General features: G+C 44.2%; 21 protein-coding genes and 1 pseudogene. 16 read left to right on the top strand and 6 right to left on the bottom strand.

The window, feature by feature from the left end:
* The 3 genes from ACQCV8_RS11940 to ACQCV8_RS11930 all read right to left on the bottom strand — a co-directional run bounded on the left by ACQCV8_RS11940 (position 1) and on the right by ACQCV8_RS11930 (position 2,333).
* The gene (locus ACQCV8_RS11940; RefSeq protein WP_426844857.1) at positions 1 to 1,338 is read right to left on the bottom strand and encodes an amino acid permease; all 1,338 of its coding nucleotides are present in this window, start codon (positions 1,336 to 1,338) and stop codon (positions 1 to 3) included.
* 40 nt (positions 1,339 to 1,378) lie between these two features.
* The gene (locus ACQCV8_RS11935) at positions 1,379 to 2,002 is read right to left on the bottom strand and encodes a LysE family transporter (protein ID WP_426844856.1); all 624 of its coding nucleotides are present in this window, start codon (positions 2,000 to 2,002) and stop codon (positions 1,379 to 1,381) included.
* A 97-nt stretch (positions 2,003 to 2,099) separates the two neighbouring features.
* Positions 2,100 to 2,333 (bottom strand): hypothetical protein, encoded by a 234-nt coding sequence (locus ACQCV8_RS11930; RefSeq protein WP_426844855.1) that lies wholly within the window; start codon positions 2,331 to 2,333, stop codon positions 2,100 to 2,102.
* Positions 2,334 to 2,600: 267 nt separating this feature from the next.
* Here ACQCV8_RS11930 and ACQCV8_RS11925 point away from each other — a divergent pair, with 267 nt between their 5' ends.
* Positions 2,601 to 3,500 carry an SDR family oxidoreductase gene (locus tag ACQCV8_RS11925; RefSeq protein ID WP_426844854.1) on the top strand — a complete coding sequence of 300 codons (900 nt, stop codon included), beginning with the start codon at positions 2,601 to 2,603 and terminating at the stop codon, positions 3,498 to 3,500.
* A 79-nt stretch (positions 3,501 to 3,579) separates the two neighbouring features.
* Entirely contained in the window at positions 3,580 to 4,314 is a 735-nt protein-coding gene (locus ACQCV8_RS11920) for a gamma-glutamyl-gamma-aminobutyrate hydrolase family protein (RefSeq protein WP_426844853.1), read from the top strand.
* Positions 4,315 to 4,564: 250 nt separating this feature from the next.
* Here ACQCV8_RS11920 and ACQCV8_RS11915 read toward each other — a convergent pair whose 3' ends face one another.
* Positions 4,565 to 5,179 carry a TetR/AcrR family transcriptional regulator gene (locus tag ACQCV8_RS11915; RefSeq protein WP_426844852.1) on the bottom strand — a complete coding sequence of 205 codons (615 nt, stop codon included), beginning with the start codon at positions 5,177 to 5,179 and terminating at the stop codon, positions 4,565 to 4,567.
* Positions 5,180 to 5,338: 159 nt separating this feature from the next.
* Here ACQCV8_RS11915 and ACQCV8_RS11910 point away from each other — a divergent pair, with 159 nt between their 5' ends.
* The 3 genes from ACQCV8_RS11910 to ACQCV8_RS11900 all read left to right on the top strand — a co-directional run bounded on the left by ACQCV8_RS11910 (position 5,339) and on the right by ACQCV8_RS11900 (position 8,316).
* Complete coding sequence (locus ACQCV8_RS11910) at positions 5,339 to 6,529, top strand: YhgE/Pip domain-containing protein (RefSeq protein WP_426844851.1); 1,191 nt, start codon at positions 5,339 to 5,341, stop codon at positions 6,527 to 6,529.
* 58 nt (positions 6,530 to 6,587) lie between these two features.
* On the top strand, positions 6,588 to 7,037 hold the full coding sequence (locus tag ACQCV8_RS11905) for a DinB family protein (protein ID WP_426844850.1): 450 nt from the start codon (positions 6,588 to 6,590) through the stop codon (positions 7,035 to 7,037).
* 292 nt (positions 7,038 to 7,329) lie between these two features.
* Positions 7,330 to 8,316: a diacylglycerol kinase gene (locus ACQCV8_RS11900; protein ID WP_426844849.1), complete on the top strand. Its 987-nt coding sequence runs from the start codon at positions 7,330 to 7,332 to the stop codon at positions 8,314 to 8,316.
* 677 nt (positions 8,317 to 8,993) lie between these two features.
* Here the strand turns inward: ACQCV8_RS11900 and ACQCV8_RS11895 are convergent.
* Positions 8,994 to 9,449 (bottom strand): hypothetical protein, encoded by a 456-nt coding sequence (locus tag ACQCV8_RS11895; protein ID WP_426844848.1) that lies wholly within the window; start codon positions 9,447 to 9,449, stop codon positions 8,994 to 8,996.
* Positions 9,450 to 9,846: 397 nt separating this feature from the next.
* On the opposite strand from ACQCV8_RS11895, the gene rlmD reads away from it, so the two are divergent.
* The 5 genes from rlmD (at position 9,847) to ACQCV8_RS11870 (ending at position 14,406) form a co-directional block, all read left to right on the top strand.
* Entirely contained in the window at positions 9,847 to 11,241 is a 1,395-nt protein-coding gene (gene rlmD / locus ACQCV8_RS11890) for a 23S rRNA (uracil(1939)-C(5))-methyltransferase RlmD (RefSeq protein WP_426844847.1), read from the top strand.
* Positions 11,242 to 11,373: 132 nt separating this feature from the next.
* Positions 11,374 to 12,042 carry a Type 1 glutamine amidotransferase-like domain-containing protein gene (locus ACQCV8_RS11885; protein WP_426844846.1) on the top strand — a complete coding sequence of 223 codons (669 nt, stop codon included), beginning with the start codon at positions 11,374 to 11,376 and terminating at the stop codon, positions 12,040 to 12,042.
* A gap of 304 nt (positions 12,043 to 12,346) precedes the next feature.
* Entirely contained in the window at positions 12,347 to 12,658 is a 312-nt protein-coding gene (locus ACQCV8_RS11880) for a WXG100 family type VII secretion target (RefSeq protein WP_426844845.1), read from the top strand.
* Entirely contained in the window at positions 12,655 to 13,959 is a 1,305-nt protein-coding gene (locus tag ACQCV8_RS11875) for a polymorphic toxin type 30 domain-containing protein (protein ID WP_426844844.1), read from the top strand. Before ACQCV8_RS11880 ends, ACQCV8_RS11875 begins: the two co-directional genes overlap by 4 nt.
* 9 nt (positions 13,960 to 13,968) lie before the next feature.
* Complete coding sequence (locus tag ACQCV8_RS11870; RefSeq protein ID WP_426844843.1) at positions 13,969 to 14,406, top strand: hypothetical protein; 438 nt, start codon at positions 13,969 to 13,971, stop codon at positions 14,404 to 14,406.
* A gap of 264 nt (positions 14,407 to 14,670) precedes the next feature.
* Here ACQCV8_RS11870 and ACQCV8_RS11865 read toward each other — a convergent pair.
* Positions 14,671 to 14,977: pseudogene (locus tag ACQCV8_RS11865) on the bottom strand (IS3 family transposase); the annotation flags it as partial.
* Positions 14,978 to 15,393: 416 nt separating this feature from the next.
* On the opposite strand from ACQCV8_RS11865, the gene ACQCV8_RS11860 reads away from it, so the two are divergent.
* The 6 genes from ACQCV8_RS11860 (at position 15,394) to ACQCV8_RS11835 (ending at position 18,992) form a co-directional block, all read left to right on the top strand.
* Positions 15,394 to 15,741, top strand: a complete 348-nt coding sequence (locus tag ACQCV8_RS11860) for a hypothetical protein (protein ID WP_426844842.1) — start codon at positions 15,394 to 15,396, stop codon at positions 15,739 to 15,741.
* 477 nt (positions 15,742 to 16,218) lie between these two features.
* On the top strand, positions 16,219 to 16,626 hold the full coding sequence (locus ACQCV8_RS11855) for a hypothetical protein (RefSeq protein WP_426844841.1): 408 nt from the start codon (positions 16,219 to 16,221) through the stop codon (positions 16,624 to 16,626).
* Positions 16,627 to 17,237: 611 nt separating this feature from the next.
* Complete coding sequence (locus ACQCV8_RS11850; protein WP_426844840.1) at positions 17,238 to 17,402, top strand: hypothetical protein; 165 nt, start codon at positions 17,238 to 17,240, stop codon at positions 17,400 to 17,402.
* A gap of 35 nt (positions 17,403 to 17,437) precedes the next feature.
* On the top strand, positions 17,438 to 17,638 hold the full coding sequence (locus ACQCV8_RS11845) for a hypothetical protein (RefSeq protein WP_426844839.1): 201 nt from the start codon (positions 17,438 to 17,440) through the stop codon (positions 17,636 to 17,638).
* 130 nt (positions 17,639 to 17,768) lie between these two features.
* Complete coding sequence (locus tag ACQCV8_RS11840) at positions 17,769 to 18,077, top strand: hypothetical protein (RefSeq protein WP_426844838.1); 309 nt, start codon at positions 17,769 to 17,771, stop codon at positions 18,075 to 18,077.
* A 540-nt stretch (positions 18,078 to 18,617) separates the two neighbouring features.
* Positions 18,618 to 18,992 (top strand): hypothetical protein, encoded by a 375-nt coding sequence (locus ACQCV8_RS11835; protein WP_426844837.1) that lies wholly within the window; start codon positions 18,618 to 18,620, stop codon positions 18,990 to 18,992.
* Positions 18,993 to 19,136 lie beyond the last annotated feature (144 nt).

Raw genomic sequence — 19,136 nt, 5'->3', positions numbered from 1 at the left:
TTACCCGGAGGCGGGGTCTTTTTTCCAATGCTTTCTCATCACCAGACACATGAGACCGATAATGACGGCAAAAAGCAGACTGATGAAAAATCCGGAGCGGCCGATTTTTTCAAGCAGGGTTCCGGCGACGGCGGCAGCTATCAAAACGATGCCTGCTGCAGCGATCAGCTTTTCCCATAAGGAAAGCTTCAATATTTTTAAGGACGACAGGATAATGAATGACCAGTTGTAAAGGAGCATAATCCCGGCCGCTGTTGTAATGTACTCATAAATTTTTCCCGGAAGGAGGAGGGAGGCAATGATGGAAGCAAGCATCCCGGCAACGGCAAGCCCGAGAGACGGGACAGGCAATTTCCGTTTGCCTTTCGTTGTTTTTGAAAAAAACTTCGGTGCATCCCCGTCCTCTCCGAGCGTTACAAGCAGAGTGGTAACGCCGAACAGGGCGGCTGTAAGTGTAGAAAAGCCCGCAATAATGATGGCTGCATTGAAGACGTGCGGGAAAAAGGAAAGATCGTAGCCGCTGAGAGCCGTCACAAACGGGCTCTCTTTTTCGTTAAAAGCACCTATAGATGCCATGCTGACGGCGAGTGCTAAAGAGGCTATATAAATAGCGGTCAGCAAAATCAGCATCACGGAGCCTGCTTTCGGGGCATCTTCTTTTTTCTTCAATTGCATAGCCATCAGCCCGATTACTTCAATGCCTCCAAAAGCGTAGAATGCATAGATGAGAGACGATCCAAAGCCTTGCCACCCCTCAGGAAAAAGCCGGTCCTGCGAAAGCGGCAGCGACGGATTAGGAGCATTGCCAGGAATCCAGCCGGCGATGGCGGCGGCCGCCAGAATGATGAACATGATAATGGCTGCCACTTTTGCAATGGCCATGATGTTTTCCACCCGGTCAAAGCCCTTTGTTCCTCCGAGCACAACAAGAATGGAGAGAATGGCATATCCGGAAGCAAACAGCCAGATCGGGACATTCGGGAACCAGAAGCGGGAGAGGATGGACAGGGCAGTGAGCTGGCTGCCCATGATTAATATATTTGACGTCCAGTAATTCCAGCCGCAGCTGAAGCCTGCCCAGCGGCCGAACGCTTTCCCGGCGTAATAGCAAAACGATCCCTTTTGCGGATCCTGTGCGGTCATTTGTGCAAGCAGATGATAAACGATATAGGTGCCGAGCGCCGCAAGAAGAAACGAAAAGATAATTGAAGCACCAGTTGCTTTTATGCCGATGGCGGAGCCGAGAAAATATCCGGTCCCGATTGTGCAGCCGATCCCAATGAGGGAGAGCTGCCACCACTTCAGCTGTTCTTCTTTCTTTTGTTCTGTCATATTCATTCCCCCAGTCTATTCGTATTTTTGACAGGGGGAGGCGATATTATGTGAAAAGAATAAAGGCCTCATAGCCAAAATAAAGGCCGAATCCGATCAGAGATAAGCCGGACAGGCAGGTGATAGCCTGTAGCGTGCGGTCATTCAAAAATCCACGTGCAAAGCTCGAAAAAAAAGCCATGGAAATGTCCCATAACAGCAAACCCAGCAGAATGGAACCACTGTATATGAGCAGTTCTGTACTCTCATAGGCCGAAGCGGTTTTTGCCAGAACGGATCCATATATGCCAATCCAGAACATGATCGTTAGAGGATTGGTCAGCGCCATGAAAAAACCGGTCAAATAGGACTTTTTTAAAGAGCATGGCTTTGCCTTCCGCAGCTCCATGCTTTTCCTTGCCTGAAGGAGACTTTCTATGCCGGTGTAGACGAGAATAAAAAAACCGAACAGCCATAGGAAGGCTTTGACGACCGGGATTTCGATAAACTGCACGAGCCCCATAAAAACAGCCAGCATATAAAGCACATCCGCGGTAATGGATCCGAGCCCGATCAGCCAGGAATGCCAGAACCCTTTATTGAAGCCTCTCTCAATCTGAGCGGCATTGATCGGCCCGATTGGCGCTGCGAGAGAAATGCCGAGCAGGATATGGCTGATGAACGTATTCATGCTTCCTCTCCTTCTGTGTTTTCTCTATATGTATTCAAAGGCTGTCCAAATATCCCTGAAAAAGAAAGGCCATAACCCGGGTCGGTTATGGCAAGCGTTAATCCTCAAGCGATTCCATTGTTTGCTGAAGATGGACAAGCCGCTCGGAAGCAAGGCTTAGGCGGTGTTGCTGTTCATCGTTCAGTTCAAGCGTCTTCGTATAGGCGATGTGGTCCTTTGCAATGTGCAGGCGCTGGACGGCCTGCTGGAACTCGGCCGATCCCGGATGGCCCTGCGCCTCCAGTACAGCCTCTTCGGCATGCCTTAATGCATGCATCGTGTCTTCAAACACTGCCATTCCTCCTTCTGTACCATAGCCTTAGCTTTTACCTGAAGCATGGCTGCCTATTCCGGAATCTATTCCTGCTAACGTCACGAATGGAAACAGGTAAAGGAACTGGTCGTAGCCTCGCCATGGCATTAATCAGCTTCTCCCCCATAAATGGAGAAATCGTTTGATCAGTGACCACATCCGTAAGAAGCTTTAACGGTATGAAGCGGGCTTCAGCTGAATAAACTGTCGTTGGCGTCATCTGACTTAAGCGAAAGGGGAATGGGCATGTATCCTTATTATCCCTACTACAGCAGCAAGCTGGAATGTGAAGTAAAACCGCTTACGTTTCCGCCTCAGGCCCAGGCTCAGCAGCCAGGGTTTGAATATGCCATGAACCCGAGGCCGATCTCTGAAAACCCGGAAGATAAGGGAAGCGGGAAGCTGAAGGATAAAATCGCCATTATCAGCGGAGGAGACAGCGGAATTGGGAGAGCGGCGGCCTATGCCTTTGCAAAGGAAGGGGCAAGCCTTGTCATCCCTTATTTAAACGAACATCGGGACGCAGAGGAGACAAAGGAGCGGATTGAAGAAATCGGCGGAAAATGCCTGCTAATTCCGGGAGACCTCTCCGAAGAAAACACAAATGAAAAAGTGGCAGCCCAGGCACTCAAAACATTTGGGAAAATTGACATCGTCGTTAATAATCTGGCTGTCCAATACCTTCAGGAAGACTTTTCAGCTATAACAGCCAAGCAATTTGACCGCACGTTCAAAACGAATATCTACTCCTATTTTTATATGACAAAAGCGGCTGTCCCCCACCTTAAGCCGGGTGCCTCCATCATCAACACCGCCTCGGTAACTGCTTATGAAGGGAACAAAGAGCTGATTGACTATTCGGCAGCAAAAGGGGCCATCGTCTCCTTCACCCGATCCCTCGCCCTTAATCTGATTCCTAAAGGCATCCGGGTCAACAGCATCTCTCCAGGCCCAGTCTGGACCCCGCTCATCGTTTCAAGCTACGGTGCGGAAAAGGTAAGCCGTTTCGGATTGCAGACTGCTTCCAAACGGGCAGCCCAGCCGTTTGAGCTGGCTGGTGCCTATGTCTACCTCGCAAGTGACGACTCAAGGTATGTGACGGGTGAAGCCATGCATGTGAACGGCGGGCAAATGATGACAACCTGATCTGGTTTGTAAATCGGAAGTGTTGGCATAAGCCTATTAGGGTACTGATAGATAACAGACCAAAAAGGAGACAGTAATTATGGCGCGAAAACCAATTATAGGCATTACCGGTTCACAGAAAGATGTAAACGGCATTGATCATTCGTTTGTTCACTCCAAGTATCCGGAAGCAGTCCTGAGAGCAGGCGGGATCCCCATTATTCTGCCTATTGGAACGGACGAAGCAGCCGAAGCATGGGTGAACATGATTGATGGCCTGCTGTTAAGCGGGGGAGAAGACGTGGATCCTCAGTCATACGGGGCCAATCCTCATCCGGAACTCGGCAAAACAATTCTCGAACGGGATGAAACAGAGATTGCCCTTGTAAAGGCAGCTGAAAAAGAAAGGCTTCCGATTTTTGCAATCTGCCGTGGTATTGCCTCTTTGAATACAGCTCTTGGAGGGACCCTTACCCAGGATATTCACAGCCAGCTTGATGATGGAATTAAGCACCATCAGGACGGCTCAAGAATCAATGCCTCCCATGACTGCGAGGTCGAAGAAGGAAGCAGGCTTCACCGCATTCTTGGCGATACGAGAGTCAGCATCAACAGCATGCACCACCAGGCAATTGCGCATGTCGCTGACAATCTGAAGGTGGTCGCCCGTGCACCGGACGGGGTGATTGAAGCAGTTGAAGGCACCGAGGCTGACTGGTCTGTTCTTGCGGTTCAGTGGCATCCGGAAGAAATGGCTGTTAAATATGAAAATATGCAGCGGCTCTTTGATGTTTTTGTGGAAGAATGTACAGAAGAAGAAGCGGTTCAATCGTAAAAAGCGGGCTTTGGCCCGTTTTTTTGTGTGCAGGTTCAGGGTGCCAGTCCCGCAGTGCTTTAACGCATGCGGGGTCAAAGGCTTACAGCTGTGGTCTCTAGTGCTGGAAGGGTTACAGGATGTGGTGCCGGAGCTTTAGTACGGCAGTGAAAGCGGGGCCAGACCCGCGATGTAAACGGAACCAACTTTTTATCGCCCCCGTCAACCGCAAGCATGTCCGTAAAAAAGCATCAGCCGCCAGCTGATGCTTTTACTCCTCCATCACTTCAACCCCAAAGCTCCGCGCCGGTCCATTCATCATAATTTTAACAATGCTCTGAGCCATGTAGGCAGGGGAATGGATCATTCCGTTCTGGAGCCACCACGTCATCATGCCGTGGCAGGCGGAGGAAATGAAGGTGATGACAAGGTCCTTCGGGAGATGCATCTGTTCCTCCGGCAGGCCGGCTTTCGTAAATTCCGAGTCAAATTTTGTCCGGATCATGGAGAGCATGTTCCGGGAAAATTCCAGACTCCCGTTGCTGCCGAGCATGGCCTGGAAAAAATCTGCATGGGCAGAGATCGCTTCAAAGACAGATTGAATGGAGGTTTCTACATTTTTGGGATGCATTTTTCCGCCTACGAGATGGGTGGACGGGTTAATGTTGCCGATCACATCCTGAAACACTTCATCCGTCAGCCGTTCGAGCAGGTCATATTTGTCCTGATAATGCAGGTAAAACGTGCCGCGGTTGATCATCGCTTTGGCAGTGATGTCATGAATGGTCATAGCTTCAAAGCCTTTCTCTCTTACAAGCTGGATGAACGCATCCCGGATAGACCTTCTCGTCCGGATAATGCGCAGATCAGTTTTAAATTCCATCATATCCCTCCCAAAATAAATCAACAATTGCAGATGAAATGTTGTTTATAGGTCATTGCATCCTGTATTGCGCATTGTATGAACCTTTTTTCTAGAATACCATAGTTGTTGCACAGGTTGTTAAATAAACAACAGCTTGTCTATTAGATTGGAGGTTCAGCAATGAAGACTGTCAAAACGTATTTTACTCAGAAAATGTTCTGGGGTGGGCTTGCCGGACTTGCAGCAGCAGCACTTATTTTTACTTTTGCTTTAATGGGATCGAATGTTAATCCGGCCCCGAAGGATCTCCCTGTTGCGCTCGTGATGAAGGACCAGGGTGTACAGCTCCCAAATGGCCAGAAACTTGAGATCGGAAAGCTCATGCAGGAAAAAGTAACGGGAAACAAAGATCTCCCGATTAAATGGACTGTATTGGACAGCGAAAGAGAAGCAAAAGAGAAACTCGATGACCGGGCGTACTATGCAGCGTTGATCATTCCGGCAGAATTCTCTGAACATGCAGCTTCTCTTCAGTCGCCGGAACCCGTCCAGGCAGAAGCAAAACTGCTCGTTAATCAGGGAAAGAATCTGAATGCTGCAAACAGTGTGGCGGCGATCATGGATAAAGTATTCACAGGAGTGAACAAAGAAATAAGCGGGCAGATGCTTGCTCAGATGAAGGCTCAGAAGGTGATGCTTACCCCTGATCAAGTTCCGCAGGCGGCTGAACGGATTTCTTTGAATACAGAGAACGTGAATCCGGTAGGTGACAATAATGCCGGCGGAAATTCACCGGGTATGATGACGCAAATCCTTTGGCTCACAACGATTATCAGCTCGATTGTTATTTATCTTGGCCTGAAAAAGGCTTTGGGCGGCCGGGTCACGCCATCTTCCCTGGCAGTCCAGCTTGCTGCAGGATTCATTTTTGTAAGCTTGAACTCCCTGATCATCCTATGGATTGCCACAGGTATGCTTGGATTGGAGGTTCCGGATTTCGGAGAAACATACGGATTCATGATTTTCACCGCCTTCATGTTTTTCCTGATGCAGGGCGCTCTGCTCAACTGGATTGGCTTTGGGGCGATGCCGGTTTTAATTCTGCTGTTCTTCTTTTCGAGTCCGGTTTTGAATATGCCGCCGGAATTTCTTCCGGAGGCAACGCGGACGTGGCTCCTGTCCTGGATTCCGTTTACACATAGTGTGGAAGGGTTCAAAACCCTGTTTTTCTTCGAAGGCAATGGCTTTGAAGAGCAGCGCTGGATCCTCGGTATGATTGGTCTCGGTTCCTTTGCGGTCATGGCGGTTTCCACAGCAAAAGGATTGGTGAAAAAGGAAAGCGCACGGCAGGAACCGGCCGAAATGAAATAAAGACCTTATTCCTGATGCATATTGTGATACCCTTAAGGCAACGAAAGGGGAGATCAAAATGAATGAGCTGATGGCGAAACAGTTTACCATGACGAGAGGCTGGTTTCTCAAAATTGCCAGCGAGACGAAGGACACTGCGGATGTTCAGCCGAAAGGATTCAGAAATACGATTCGGTGGCACATCGGCCATACACTGACAACAGCTGAGCTTCTTTTGTTCCATCCTCCGGCCATCCCTTCAGAGTACAAGGACTGGTTTGGCGGGGGAACAAGTCCGGAAAACTGGCCTCAGGATGTGCCATCCTCTGATGCACTAATCAGCAGGCTCAGCGAACAGCTTCCGCGGATTCTTACTATTCCCGATGAGGAGCTCATGGAGAAAATGGAAAAACCATTCTTTGAAATGGAAACAGCGGGAGAACTAGCCGCCTTTGTGCTGACTCATGAAGCCCTGCATATGGGGAAAATCGAAGAAATGAAGCGTGTCATCGACTTTCAAAAACTCTAAGAAAAAAGTTAACATCTTTTGACCCGTGCCGATAAAACAAGTGAAAAGGCTAAAAAGAAAACCGGCCCCTTAGAGACAGTCATTTCTGCGAAGGTCGCCCATTCACCCTACTCCTCAAAACCAGGACAGCAGCCCAACCCGGCCTGCTGTCTTTCTTTTCCCTAATTGGTTTCGAAAACCAGTTTTTGGGGGATTTTATAGGGACGGGCTAATTGAACGTCTGCATCAAAAGTGGTAGACTGAATAAAGCGAATTTAACGGAAATTAGAATACAAGCATAGGATGATGGAGAATGAAGAGAGCGAGAATTATTTACAATCCGACCTCAGGAAGGGAAGCGTTTAAACGGCATCTGCCGGAGGTTCTGGCGAAGTTTGAAAATGCAGGCTATGAGACTTCCTGCCATGCCACGACGTGCGAAGGGGATGCGACGGATGCTGCAAAGCTTGCAGCGGAACGCGGTTTTGACCTGATTGTCGCAGCGGGCGGCGACGGAACGGTGAACGAGGTTGTGAACGGAATAGCCCGTTTTGATAAACGTCCACAGCTCGGCATTATCCCGGTTGGCACAACAAACGACTTCGCACGGGCCATTGCTCTCCCGCTGAATGATGTGCTTGCAGCTGCAGATATGCTTGTGAGCGGGGTTGCAGTTCCAATTGATATCGGCCGGGTAAACGATGGGTTTTTTATTAATATCGCCGGCGGCGGCAAGCTGACTGAGCTCACGTATGAGGTGCCGAGCAAGCTGAAGACAATGCTTGGACAGCTTGCTTATTACCTTAAGGGCATGGAAATGCTGCCATCCATCCGGCCAACCGAAGTGGAGATTGAGTATGACGGAAAATTATTCCAGGGGGAAGTAATGCTGTTCCTCTGCTCCCTCACTAATTCTGTAGGCGGATTCGAAAAGCTCGCACCGGACTCCAAGCTGAATGACGGTCTTTTTGATCTCCTCATCCTGAAAAAAGCCAACCTGGCTGAATTTGTACGGGTGGCCTCCCTTGCACTGCGGGGAGAGCATATGAACGATGAGCACGTCATTTATACAAAAGCGAGCCGTGTGAAAGTAACAACAAAGGATAAAATGCAGCTGAACCTTGATGGAGAGTACGGCGGTCTCCTGCCGGCTGAGTTTGAAAACCTGTACCGCCATCTCGACATCGTCATGTCGAAGGAAAAAGCAGACGAAATGTCGCAGGAGGACGCGAAAGAAGAGGAAGAGAACGTGAACGAAGGACCGCTCGACAAGCGGGAGATGCAGGAAGAGGACCAATAGAGAATTTAAGCGTGTGCTGAGGCACACGCTTTTTATTGAATGCTTAATTAAAATAGGGTTTAGCGAATTTTGTCGAAAAGTAAATATATTAAAAGTACGGACAATAAAATGAGGAGATAGGACAATAAAATAAAAGTACGGACAATAAGTTGAGAGGCTAGGACAATAAAACAAAAGTATGGACAATATCCTGCCCATCGGCCCTCAAAACAGCTTTAAAAACATCAAAAACAGCCTTATAAGAGCTCCGGCTTGGTGAATGAGGTCTAAACGGGCCTCCAGGGCGAACGCATTCTTGACTTCTAGTTCGAAAGGAAAGCTGCATTCCATGTTATTTTCCAGACAAGGATCCATTGTCGAAACAGCGCCTTAGCGGAACAGCAGGTGATATTCAGGGCAGTGACAGGCTTCTTTATTTCCAAACTGCCAACAGCGACCCTTTCACCCTCTTTAATCCGGCAAATTAAAAGCTGAAGAATCACCAGCTGACCTTAAAAATGAATGGTAAGCTGGTCTGCATGGATTTACGAGGGAACCCGCAATCATCTATCTGAGAATACCAGACGGATACATTGCTAATTCCGATTCAGAGCAGGATCTGGTTAAGCTTAAAAATTAGTGAAATACGATTATCTGGTTACAATGCCGATATTATTCTGGGATTCTAAAACGGCCACTCACTGCTCCTTCAATAACTCCAGAATCTCTCTCATCTGTACAAGGTCCCTCGGTGTTTCCTCATCTTCTTTTTCTGCTTTGTTAAGAGGAGAAAGAAAATGCTCGTATGCTTTTGCGAACTCTACCAGGAATACATCTGCGGGGAAGGATGTTTCTTCGATGGTCGCAAGAGAGGCGGAGGGCATCTTTTTAATGTCTACCCGTGCCCGATCCTCACTGAAGCGGAAGACGACGGAATGGTCAGACTCCACCCCAAATGGCGTTACCTCAAATGACTCAAATTTGCGGATCAGCTTCATTGCTACATCATATAGAATGTTTTTCGAAACCTCGGTTAAAAACTGGACCGATTTTCCATTGTATGTAAACACGAACCGCGTGTCGCTGTTCAGGTAATGAATAAACTGATCTCCCTCTGTCAGACTGTCTGCACCCAATGCCTCAATACTAATCACTGAACCCACTCCTCTGCTACTGGTTAGGTATATTATACCAAACCTCATATTACAGCAGAGTTTCAATTCGGTAACATGCTAAAAAATTTGAATGAACCTGCCTATGCATTTATCTAGAGACCGCCTGCAGGTAAGGCATTTCGATTAAGTTGATTGGAATGGCGTGCATGCCTCGACCTCCAAAGCAGAGTGCATAATGCACATACCGTAAGGCGTTTATTAAGAGTAAGATGCAAAACCTCATTTAACCGGTCATCCATATTATGGTGACGGGTGTCTCATAACGGCTCGGCTATGCTGTGCTTCGGCAGCAGAACTGGCGATGCTGCATTACGCTGATGTTTCCCTTCTGAATATGATAAAATGGAGAAAGCATACTTTGAAAAGGACGAGAATAATGCCTAAAACAGAAGTACCCGTACAGAAGAATGAATTTTACGATGTGACCTTTGAAGATCTGACCCACGAAGGAGCCGGAGTGGCGAAGGTTCAGGGGTTTCCTATATTTGTGCAGAACGTTCTCCCTGGAGAGCGCGCCAAAATCAAAATCATTAAGGTGAAAAAAGGCTTTGCCTTCGGACGTTTGATGGAATTGACGGAGGAGAGCCCGGAACGGGTCGAGGCTCCGTGCCCGATCTACAAGGAGTGCGGCGGCTGCCAGCTGCAGCATCTGAGCTATAAAGGCCAGCTCGACTTCAAGCGCAAGCAGGTCGAAAACGTACTCAGCCGGATCGGCAAGCTGGATCTTGACCGGGTAACGGTCCATCCAACACTCGGCATGAATGATCCGTGGAACTACCGCAACAAAGCCCAGGTTCCGGTCGGCGAGCGGGAAGGCGGGCTCGTTGCCGGCTTCTACCAGCAGCGTTCCCATGAAATCATCGACATGCAGAAATGCCTCATCCAGCAGGCGGAAAACGATGATGTCGTCCAGGCAGTCAAAGAAATCTGCAGCCGCCGCGGCATCCGGGCTTATAGGGAAGAAACCCACAAAGGCTGGCTCCGCCACATCATGGTCCGCTACGGCCAGGTGAGCGGGGAAATGATGGTCGTCTTTGTGACAAAAACAAACGACTTCCCGCATAAAAACGAAATCACCGAAGAAATCACGAGCCGGTTCGGACAGGTGAAATCGATCGTCCAAAACATCAACAGCAAGCGCACGAACGTCATTTTCGGCGATGAAACAAACGTCCTCTGGGGCGAAGAATACATTTACGACAGCATCGGTGACATCCGCTTCGCCATCTCTGCAAGGTCGTTCTACCAGGTCAACCCGGAGCAAACGAAGGTGCTTTACGACAAAGCACTGGAATACGCTGAGCTTACAGGCGAAGAAACCGTCATCGACGCCTACTGCGGCATCGGAACGATCTCTTTGTTCCTCGCCCAGAAAGCGAAAAAGGTATACGGCGTCGAAATCGTCCCCGAAGCCATCGAAGACGCCAAACGCAACGCGGAACTGAACGGACTGAGCAACGCAGAATTTGGTGTCGGCGAAGCCGAAGTGGTCATCCCTAACTGGTACAAGCAGGGCATTAAAGCAGACACCATTGTTGTGGATCCACCGCGTAAAGGCTGCGACGAAGCCCTGCTGAAAACCATTCTGGATATGAAGCCAAAGCGGGTGGTCTACGTAAGCTGCAATCCAGGAACACTTGCGAGAGACCTGCAGGTGCTCGAACAGGGAGGCTATGAGACGGTTGAAGTCCAGCCGGTCGATATGTTCCCGCAGACGATGCATTGTGAAGCGGTTGCGAAGATTGTTTTGAAAGAGGAAACAGACGCTTGATTTTTGGCGGCACACCGGTAACGAATGACCGGTGTGCCGCTTTTTTTATAGGCATTGTATGGAAGCAGAAGGATAAAAGGGGATCATGCAGAATAGCTAAACCAGAATATTGAAACAGGAAGGAGTTATAGTATGAAACTTCTGCTTACATCTGGCGGTGTCAAAAACAAAAGCATCCATGCCGCACTGGAAGACATGCTGGACAAGCCAATCGCCGACTGCAGTGCTCTGTGTATCCCCACTGGAATGTATGGACACCCCTGGGTTGGCCCTGGCGTCCAAGCCTGGAAGTTCATCACCGGAAAAGAAGAGAATCCTATGGTCAACCTGGGCTGGAAATCCGTCGGCATACTAGAGCTCACAGCGCTCCCAAGCATTGACGAAGAACGGTGGATGCCGCTCGTCAGGGAGACAGACGTCCTGCTCGTGAGTGGAGGCGACGCCCTCTACCTGAGTTACTGGATGCGGCAGTCCGGACTGGCAGACCTCTTGCCCTCACTGCGTTCAGTCTATGTGGGAATGAGCGCCGGAAGCATGGTAATGGCACCTCATATCGGAGACTTCTTCGTCGGCTGGACTCCCCCAAACGGTAGTGATAAAACACTCCATCTCGTCGATTTTGCCATCTTCCCCCACCTGGATCACGAGATGCTCCCGCACAACACGATGGCTGCTGCTGAGAAATGGGCAGCCGGGATAGAGGGGCCGGCTTATGCGATTGATGATGAGACCGCCATAAAGGTGATTGGCGGCGTGCCAGAAGTTATCTCAGAAGGGCATTGGAAGCCATTCTTGTCATGATGCTGTTCTGTGCTGGTTTATTAAATGGTTTTTGTTTTCTCAGGTAAAGACCGAACGTGGGCATAATTTAACCAATAGGATAAATTAAGGGATGCTCAAATAAGTCATAGATGAAAAGCAGTCCGGTAACATTCGGACTGCTTGTTTGCGTTAAATCACATTTTTGGTAAAAACTGTTTAACTTTCGTTTATTTGTGGAACAAAGAAGTAGTTTGACCGATTATGGCGTTTTGTTTCTCATTCTTCACACCGTTAGATTCCCCGCAGACAGAGGACACGCCTGATTTTAAAGGAGTGAAACGTTTTGCCGGATATACTGGAAATGGAGGCGCGGCGGGCTGAACGGGAAGAGATCCGCAGGCGGATTGAATCTTTAAGGGACTACAGAGCGGATGTTGAGGAAGGGCTGGATGAGCTCGAAAAAGCAAAGAAAGGTCTTCATTATGTCAATGACCAGTATGCATCCGATTGGAAAGGCAAGGCTGCAGAAGCCTATAAAGAAGTGGCCGCCGAGCTTAAGCAGCTGGAGACGAATATGGACCAGGCAGGCAAAGAGACCGTGGATGAAATCGACAGGGAAATCAGCCGGCTGCTTCAAGAGTACAGTCAGGTATGACGGAGATCCTGATCAACGCAGATGACCTGCTGAACATGGCTCAGAAACTCGGCACGGCCAAAGGGTACGGAGAAGAAGCCAAACGCATTCTTGAAGGCGCTTCCGCTTATGTCAGCAACGGCGCCATTGAAAATGCTAAAATGGACGTAGAAAAGCATCTGAAAAGCTATGTGGAAAAGCTGGATAGCGGCCATCAAAACATCTTCATCGCCCGGGAGTCCATGCTCGGAACCGATCAGGATGCCTCCGGCCTTTTCAGCGAAAACCCTGGCGCCATCCCCCAATCGATTGAAAAGAACCCGCAGGCGATCATCGAATGGAAAAGAAACCATGTGCATGTGGAGGACGGGGAGCTGGTGAACCCGATGGGACACCGGGTGGCCAAAACCAAGCAGATTGAAAGTGCGGACCCTAAGCTTCACGGCACCTATTACGTCTATAACAACGGCCAGATTGTCCGGGAGTATACAGATGATAAGGGGAAGCTGCAGGTCCAGCTCGCTGAAAAAATCCCAAAGGTTTTACCCAGTTCACCCTTAAAAGATTGGTCTGGTAAGAAATGGGTCGTGAAGAAAAAAAGCGTAAAGGAATTCAATAAAAAAGTTGAGGAAGGTTCCGTCATCTTAAACTTCCTCCCGGGAATTTCGGCGTATAAAGTAACATCTGAACTCATGACAGGGCGCCACATGCTCACCGGAGAAAAAATCGAAAACATCGAACAAAAACGGGAAATCGCCTCAGAAGCTGCGGACCTCCTCCCCGTAAGCTCCAACATAAAAGGAGGCGTCGAAGCAGCCACCGGCTTCAACCCCATCACGCAAAAAGAAGTAGACAGCATCACCAGGGGAGTCGGCGCCCTCGGCTTATTCGGAGGCTTCCTTATCAAAGGCGGCTCTAAGCTGGTTCGAAAAGGAGATGACTTGTGGGGTGTCTTGAATAAGGAGACGAAGAAGGTTGAGGGTAGGGGTAAAGGTACAGGTATCTCTGCAGCTGATGATATAATATCCAATATCCCTTCTAACGCTACGAAAAGAAATTTAACACCAACTGATAATATTAAAGAAGGTGTTGAATACAAATGGAATGATGGAGCAACATGGAGGGTCAGAATGCACAGTGAAGATTTGTCTGCTCCAATTGGTTCAAATGCAAATATGGGATGGACTATGAGAGTTCAAAGAGGTAAATGGTTTATGGATAGTCAAGGAAATTGGCATAAAAATAATTTGTTAAATAAAAACAGTCCATTCTTTAACGAAACAATCGCCAACCAAACCCATATTTCTATAAAAAGACCTTAGGAGGGTTGTATGACATATAATATTTATAATAAACTGACGACTTTGTTTAGGAACAATAACCATGATAAGCTGAGAGTATTATATGAACTGTGTGACATATTAGAGAGTTACGAATACAAGGATTACAATATTGATAATTTAAATGAAATTTTAAACTTCCTTGTATCAAAAATACACACTGAGAATGATAGTAAGCTGAAAGACCAAATATCAGAAGCTATAAATTTAGTGTTTATGTACCAACAAGTTAATGAGTTTAACTTTGATAGTATTATTCTAGTCTTAGATAATTTAAGTGAATTTGCATTATCAAATTTGCTTGAAGTGTTGGGGCAATCAAATAACGCAAGTTATCTAAACTTGCTAGAGCAATATAAAAATCATAGTAATATTCTTGTCAGAGAAGCAGCGTATAACGCTATCAGTAATTTGTGTAGTACTATATAAAATAAAAATAATAAAACCTTGAAAGGAATTAAACCTTTCAAGGTTTTTTTTGGCGGTGGGGCTACCCAGTGACGAACAGTTCGTTTTTTATTTATATAATATGAGTTACCCTTGTAAGCGCTGTTGTTTGTAAGAATTATATAGTACGTACTACACCTTTAAAACGTTTGCCCTATTTATTCTTGTAGGGTGTCTTGAATAAGGAGACGAAGAATGGATTGTCAACACGAAACTAGACAGTTTTATAAGGTGTCCAAGTTTACACTCGATGGGGCTTATGTAGCCTAACGTTCTGTGAATTCGAATGTGATTAAACCAATGAACATAATCCTGATTCTCTTGTTAACTCTTAAAAACTGGTAAAATGACGACGCTTAACGAACTCTGTTTTAATGATTTTAAATGTTGCTTCAGCCACCGCATTATCATAAGGGCAGCCCTTCATACTTAAGGAGCGTTTGATTCCGAACGTCTCCAGAGCGTCGTCAATTAGCTTGTTTTCGAATTCACTGCCACGATCTGTATGGAAAAACTTGATCTTGCGGAGGTCCCTTTTGATCGGTGATAGAGCTCCGTGTAGCCTATCCAACCCTAGTGTATTTAGTGGAAAGACTGCAGATGAAATTGCTGGAATTTTAAAGAGTCAAGGTATTATGTTACTGTAAGAGCCTCTACTAAATCACGCTCAGGTGCACAAATAATTAAAGTCAATAATCCAGGAAGCGGTAGAAATATAACACAGCTACAAGTATCAACTGGTGGAGGCAGACATGGGGATAATCCTTATATAAAAATTAGTACAAGTGACCAAGGTATTATAAAAATTGTAGATGGAAAAAAGAATACTTATAAAACTGATGGAAAAGAAAATGCTACTATTATTTTTAATGGGAAGTGATATATCTGATTAATTTACAGGCACCTATTGTCCCTTGGGACGGAATGGGCGGAATGAAGCTATATAGCCACATCAATGAGTTTTATTCAATGATAGAACAATATGGTAAGCAACCGAAACTATTAGGAAAATATTTAATAAGGTATGAAATAGATAACTCATTAGATTTATGGTTTAATCTATTAAATGGTAAGTTATTTAAAATAACTGCAACAAGTAACTATAAGGGTACATTATTTAATAAAATTAGGGTAGGAATGCACATTGATGATGTTATAAAGCTAGAACCAAGTTTTGTATATGATGATTTTGAAGAAGTGTATTGTAGTTCTAAAGGAGTTTACCTTGAAACAGACCCCGTTGAACAAACAGTTTTGTGGATATCAGTATATATTAAAGAAATAGACAATCCAGATTTTGAGAGAGGAAATTGGTAGGAACACCTTATGAAACCTTGATTGGCTAAATGCCTTTCAAGGTTTTTTTGTTAGTGGGACTATACAGTGACGAATAGTTCGTTTTTTTATGATATGAGTAACCCTGGTAAGCCCTGAATTATGTTCGTAAGAATTATATAGTACGTACAACGCCATTAAAACGTATGCCCTATTTATTCTTGTAGCGCTTTCAACAAATACAATAAAAATGGTTGGAAAGGTATTGTAGCAGGGCAAACTATAGGTATAAAAGCAGGTGGACCTTGGCAAAATAGCAGGGGTCAATTATCTTCATATGATTTGACGTAAATAACAAATTATTAAATTAAACACTAGCCGATCAAAGATCTATTCATAGTTCGGAGGGTTCGATTTATTGCAGCTTACAACTTAAGTAACTTACAATACATAATATTTAATTGAGAAAGGAGTTGTAAAATAAAGAGATTAGTTAATACCTATCTCTCAGACCATGAAATGAAGAGAGAAGATATTCAGGTGATTTGCAATATATTTAAGAAACAATATGAAGAAAATATAGAAGTAAGTAGTTATAAATATGATGATCGTAAATATTATGAAACTGATTTTGATATAATTGACATAGAATTTCTAAAGGAAAATATTTATATAGAAATTGATAAGTTAATTAAGATTCATGAAATAGTTATGCAATTAGTTGACCAAAATATAGAAATAATTGTAGCGAATGATGATACAGATACGGAAATCCAAGTTTTTGAAAAAAATTGTAACGATATATCAGGGTTTGGATTATTTATTACTTCAAGAAAAATTCAAGAACTTGAACCCTATTATACTTCTGATATTTACAACGCATATTTGAATTTTGAGAATGTTAGTTTTGGTGTAATGTTTGAATAGATGAAGAGACGGTTTATTCCACGTTCGTTTGGAAATGAAAACCCTCTTAACTCTTACTCGCTTAACAAAAAATACTAAACAATATGTGATGGATGATTAATTGGATGAAATTTTTTATAGAAGAAATAATATGACCTAATGCTGGGAAATATGATGATCCGAACATAGGTTAACCTTCTAATCCTTGATTGGCCAAATGCCTTTCAAGGTTTTTTTCGTTATAATTTAAGTGGGAGAAAGAAAATATGATTTTAACTTTAAGGTATGAAAAACTAAATTCCTTATAATAACCTAGAGATCGTGTACACCTTTGAGATAAAAGGGTACTAACAAATCTCAAATTAGAAGAATATAGTCTACATTACTAATAAATATATATAAATTCAAATAGACTAAACCTTTATGGAGATTAACATCATTATTAGTTAAAGATGGTCAAAAAGCAATTATCAGATGGCATTCTCCAGATTAAAAGGCGGCTGAATTACTCCCTGATTCAGGATCAAGATGGACGGCTCAAATAAAAACAAATCATTAGGTATTGATGGTAAGTGGTATAGAAATCAAAGTTTAGATATCGTTTATATTCCAGTTAAAGGGAGATATAAACAATGGAGTTAAGAGATTATGAAGTACTTCCAGATTTGATATCAGTGGATAAACTTGAATGTATGTATGAAGAAGTCCTTGAAGAGTTTAACCTGGGTAAAATGGGAAAGGTAAATTTTCTTAAAATATTGAACGAATTAACTGATCAGCAAGTGAGCTCAATGTAGATTTAAAATCTAAAATTGATCAGGAGCTTTATAAATTGTGGAATACTAATTCCTATGAAGAAGTGGATGTTACATTATCAATCGTTATAAATCTTGGTTTGGAAGAATGTTTTAATAAGATTAAAGTTTCATTAGAGAATGAAGACATGTCAAATGAGATCAAATTGGAAATAGAGGATGCAATAGAGGAGATTGATGATAATATCTCCAATCCATATTCTAACCTGGAGAAATAGTGTACACCCTGGAAGGTGTGGGATTTCTCCCAAGATGATACGTGAAGAAATATAAGATAATTACACATCACACCATGCTCAATGGTTTTATTGTAGGTGCAAATCCAGTTTCTAAGCCATAGGAGGAAAAATGAAAACGATAAAAATAGACTTAGAGTATCAGTGTTACCCAATGTGGATATATAATGAAAAAGGCGAGTTAATTGATAACAGTATCGCTAATGAACTTGCAAACGAGACTTTGATAGTTAAAGCGTTAGATGAAATTCAAGAGGCGTATGATAACTTATTTGAGGATAACGAAGTGAATTTTGAATATAAGGGATTTGCTCAAGAACAAGAAAGAGAGCAATTTCTACGTTTAGTTAGCGAAACCGTAGATTCTATTAAGAGTAAATTAAGCAATGTTTACAGAGTTGAAAACAAAGTTAATCTTTGAAAGATTATTGATTACCTTGATTGGCTTCAAAATTTGCATTCCGAGGAGAGCTTAGAGGGAAAATTGCTGACAAATATCAAATGATTTATTTAAGGTTCAATTACATTTCTACTGGTCCGAAAAGGAGATGACTTGTGGGGTGTCTTGAATAAGGAGACGAAGAAGGTTGAGGGTAGGGGTAAGGGTACGGGTGAAATTCCAGGCATGCCACCTATCGTTCAGTCCCGAATAAATATAAGTAATGATGGATGGAAACATGTAAAAGATAGACATTTTTCAAACAAGAATGCTTCACGGTTCACAATCTCTCAGGATGAACTTTGAACATTGTTATCCAATAAAGAAATAGTAAAATCACCAGTTTCAAGAAGTATAGATTGTGCAGATGGACCTAGATATGTCAGAGAAATCACTTTGGATACTCCAATCGGATTGGATAAATTTAATGATTTTAAGCCTGCGTCTACAATGACTATTTTAGTTGATAGCAGTGGAATTTAGTGACAGTGACACCTGGGTAATTAAATAGTTAAAAAGTAAATGAAAAACGTGAAACTAATTGGTAGCAAAACGGAACAAGATATAAGAAAGCAACTTGTAAAATCTAATGAATTACTTTTCAAGAGTGAAGAGAATAAAAGATTGCTTGAAGTGATAAGAAGTTTATATCCTGAAATGAAAGTAGCTTATATTATTGATTGGATACCTGAGCAAGGTGAGGATATTTATAAGTTGTTAATTAATGAGAACATTATCTTGGAGATTGAATTAGATCGATATAATGCAGAAATTGATCCAATTATAGAATCTAAATCTATTACTCAATATTTACAAGGTCTAAGTAAGCAGAAACAAATTAAATTAGGAGTTGCTCGAGATTTAGCGAATAAATATTTGGATAATATGAATAGTTAGTTAATTTATAGTGAATACCTTGATTGACTCAATGCCTTTCAAGGTTTTTTTTGTGGGGGCAACCTTAACGAATAGTTCATTTTTTATACAGAGAATATGAGTAACCCCTGTAAGTCCTAAATGGTGTTATAACAAATTCCTTAG

The organism is Metabacillus sp. 84 (assembly GCF_050107715.1).
Lineage (GTDB): Bacteria > Bacillota > Bacilli > Bacillales > Bacillaceae > Metabacillus_B.
Note: the sequence above shows the minus strand (reverse complement) of the source record. Positions and strands in the feature narration are given on the sequence as shown.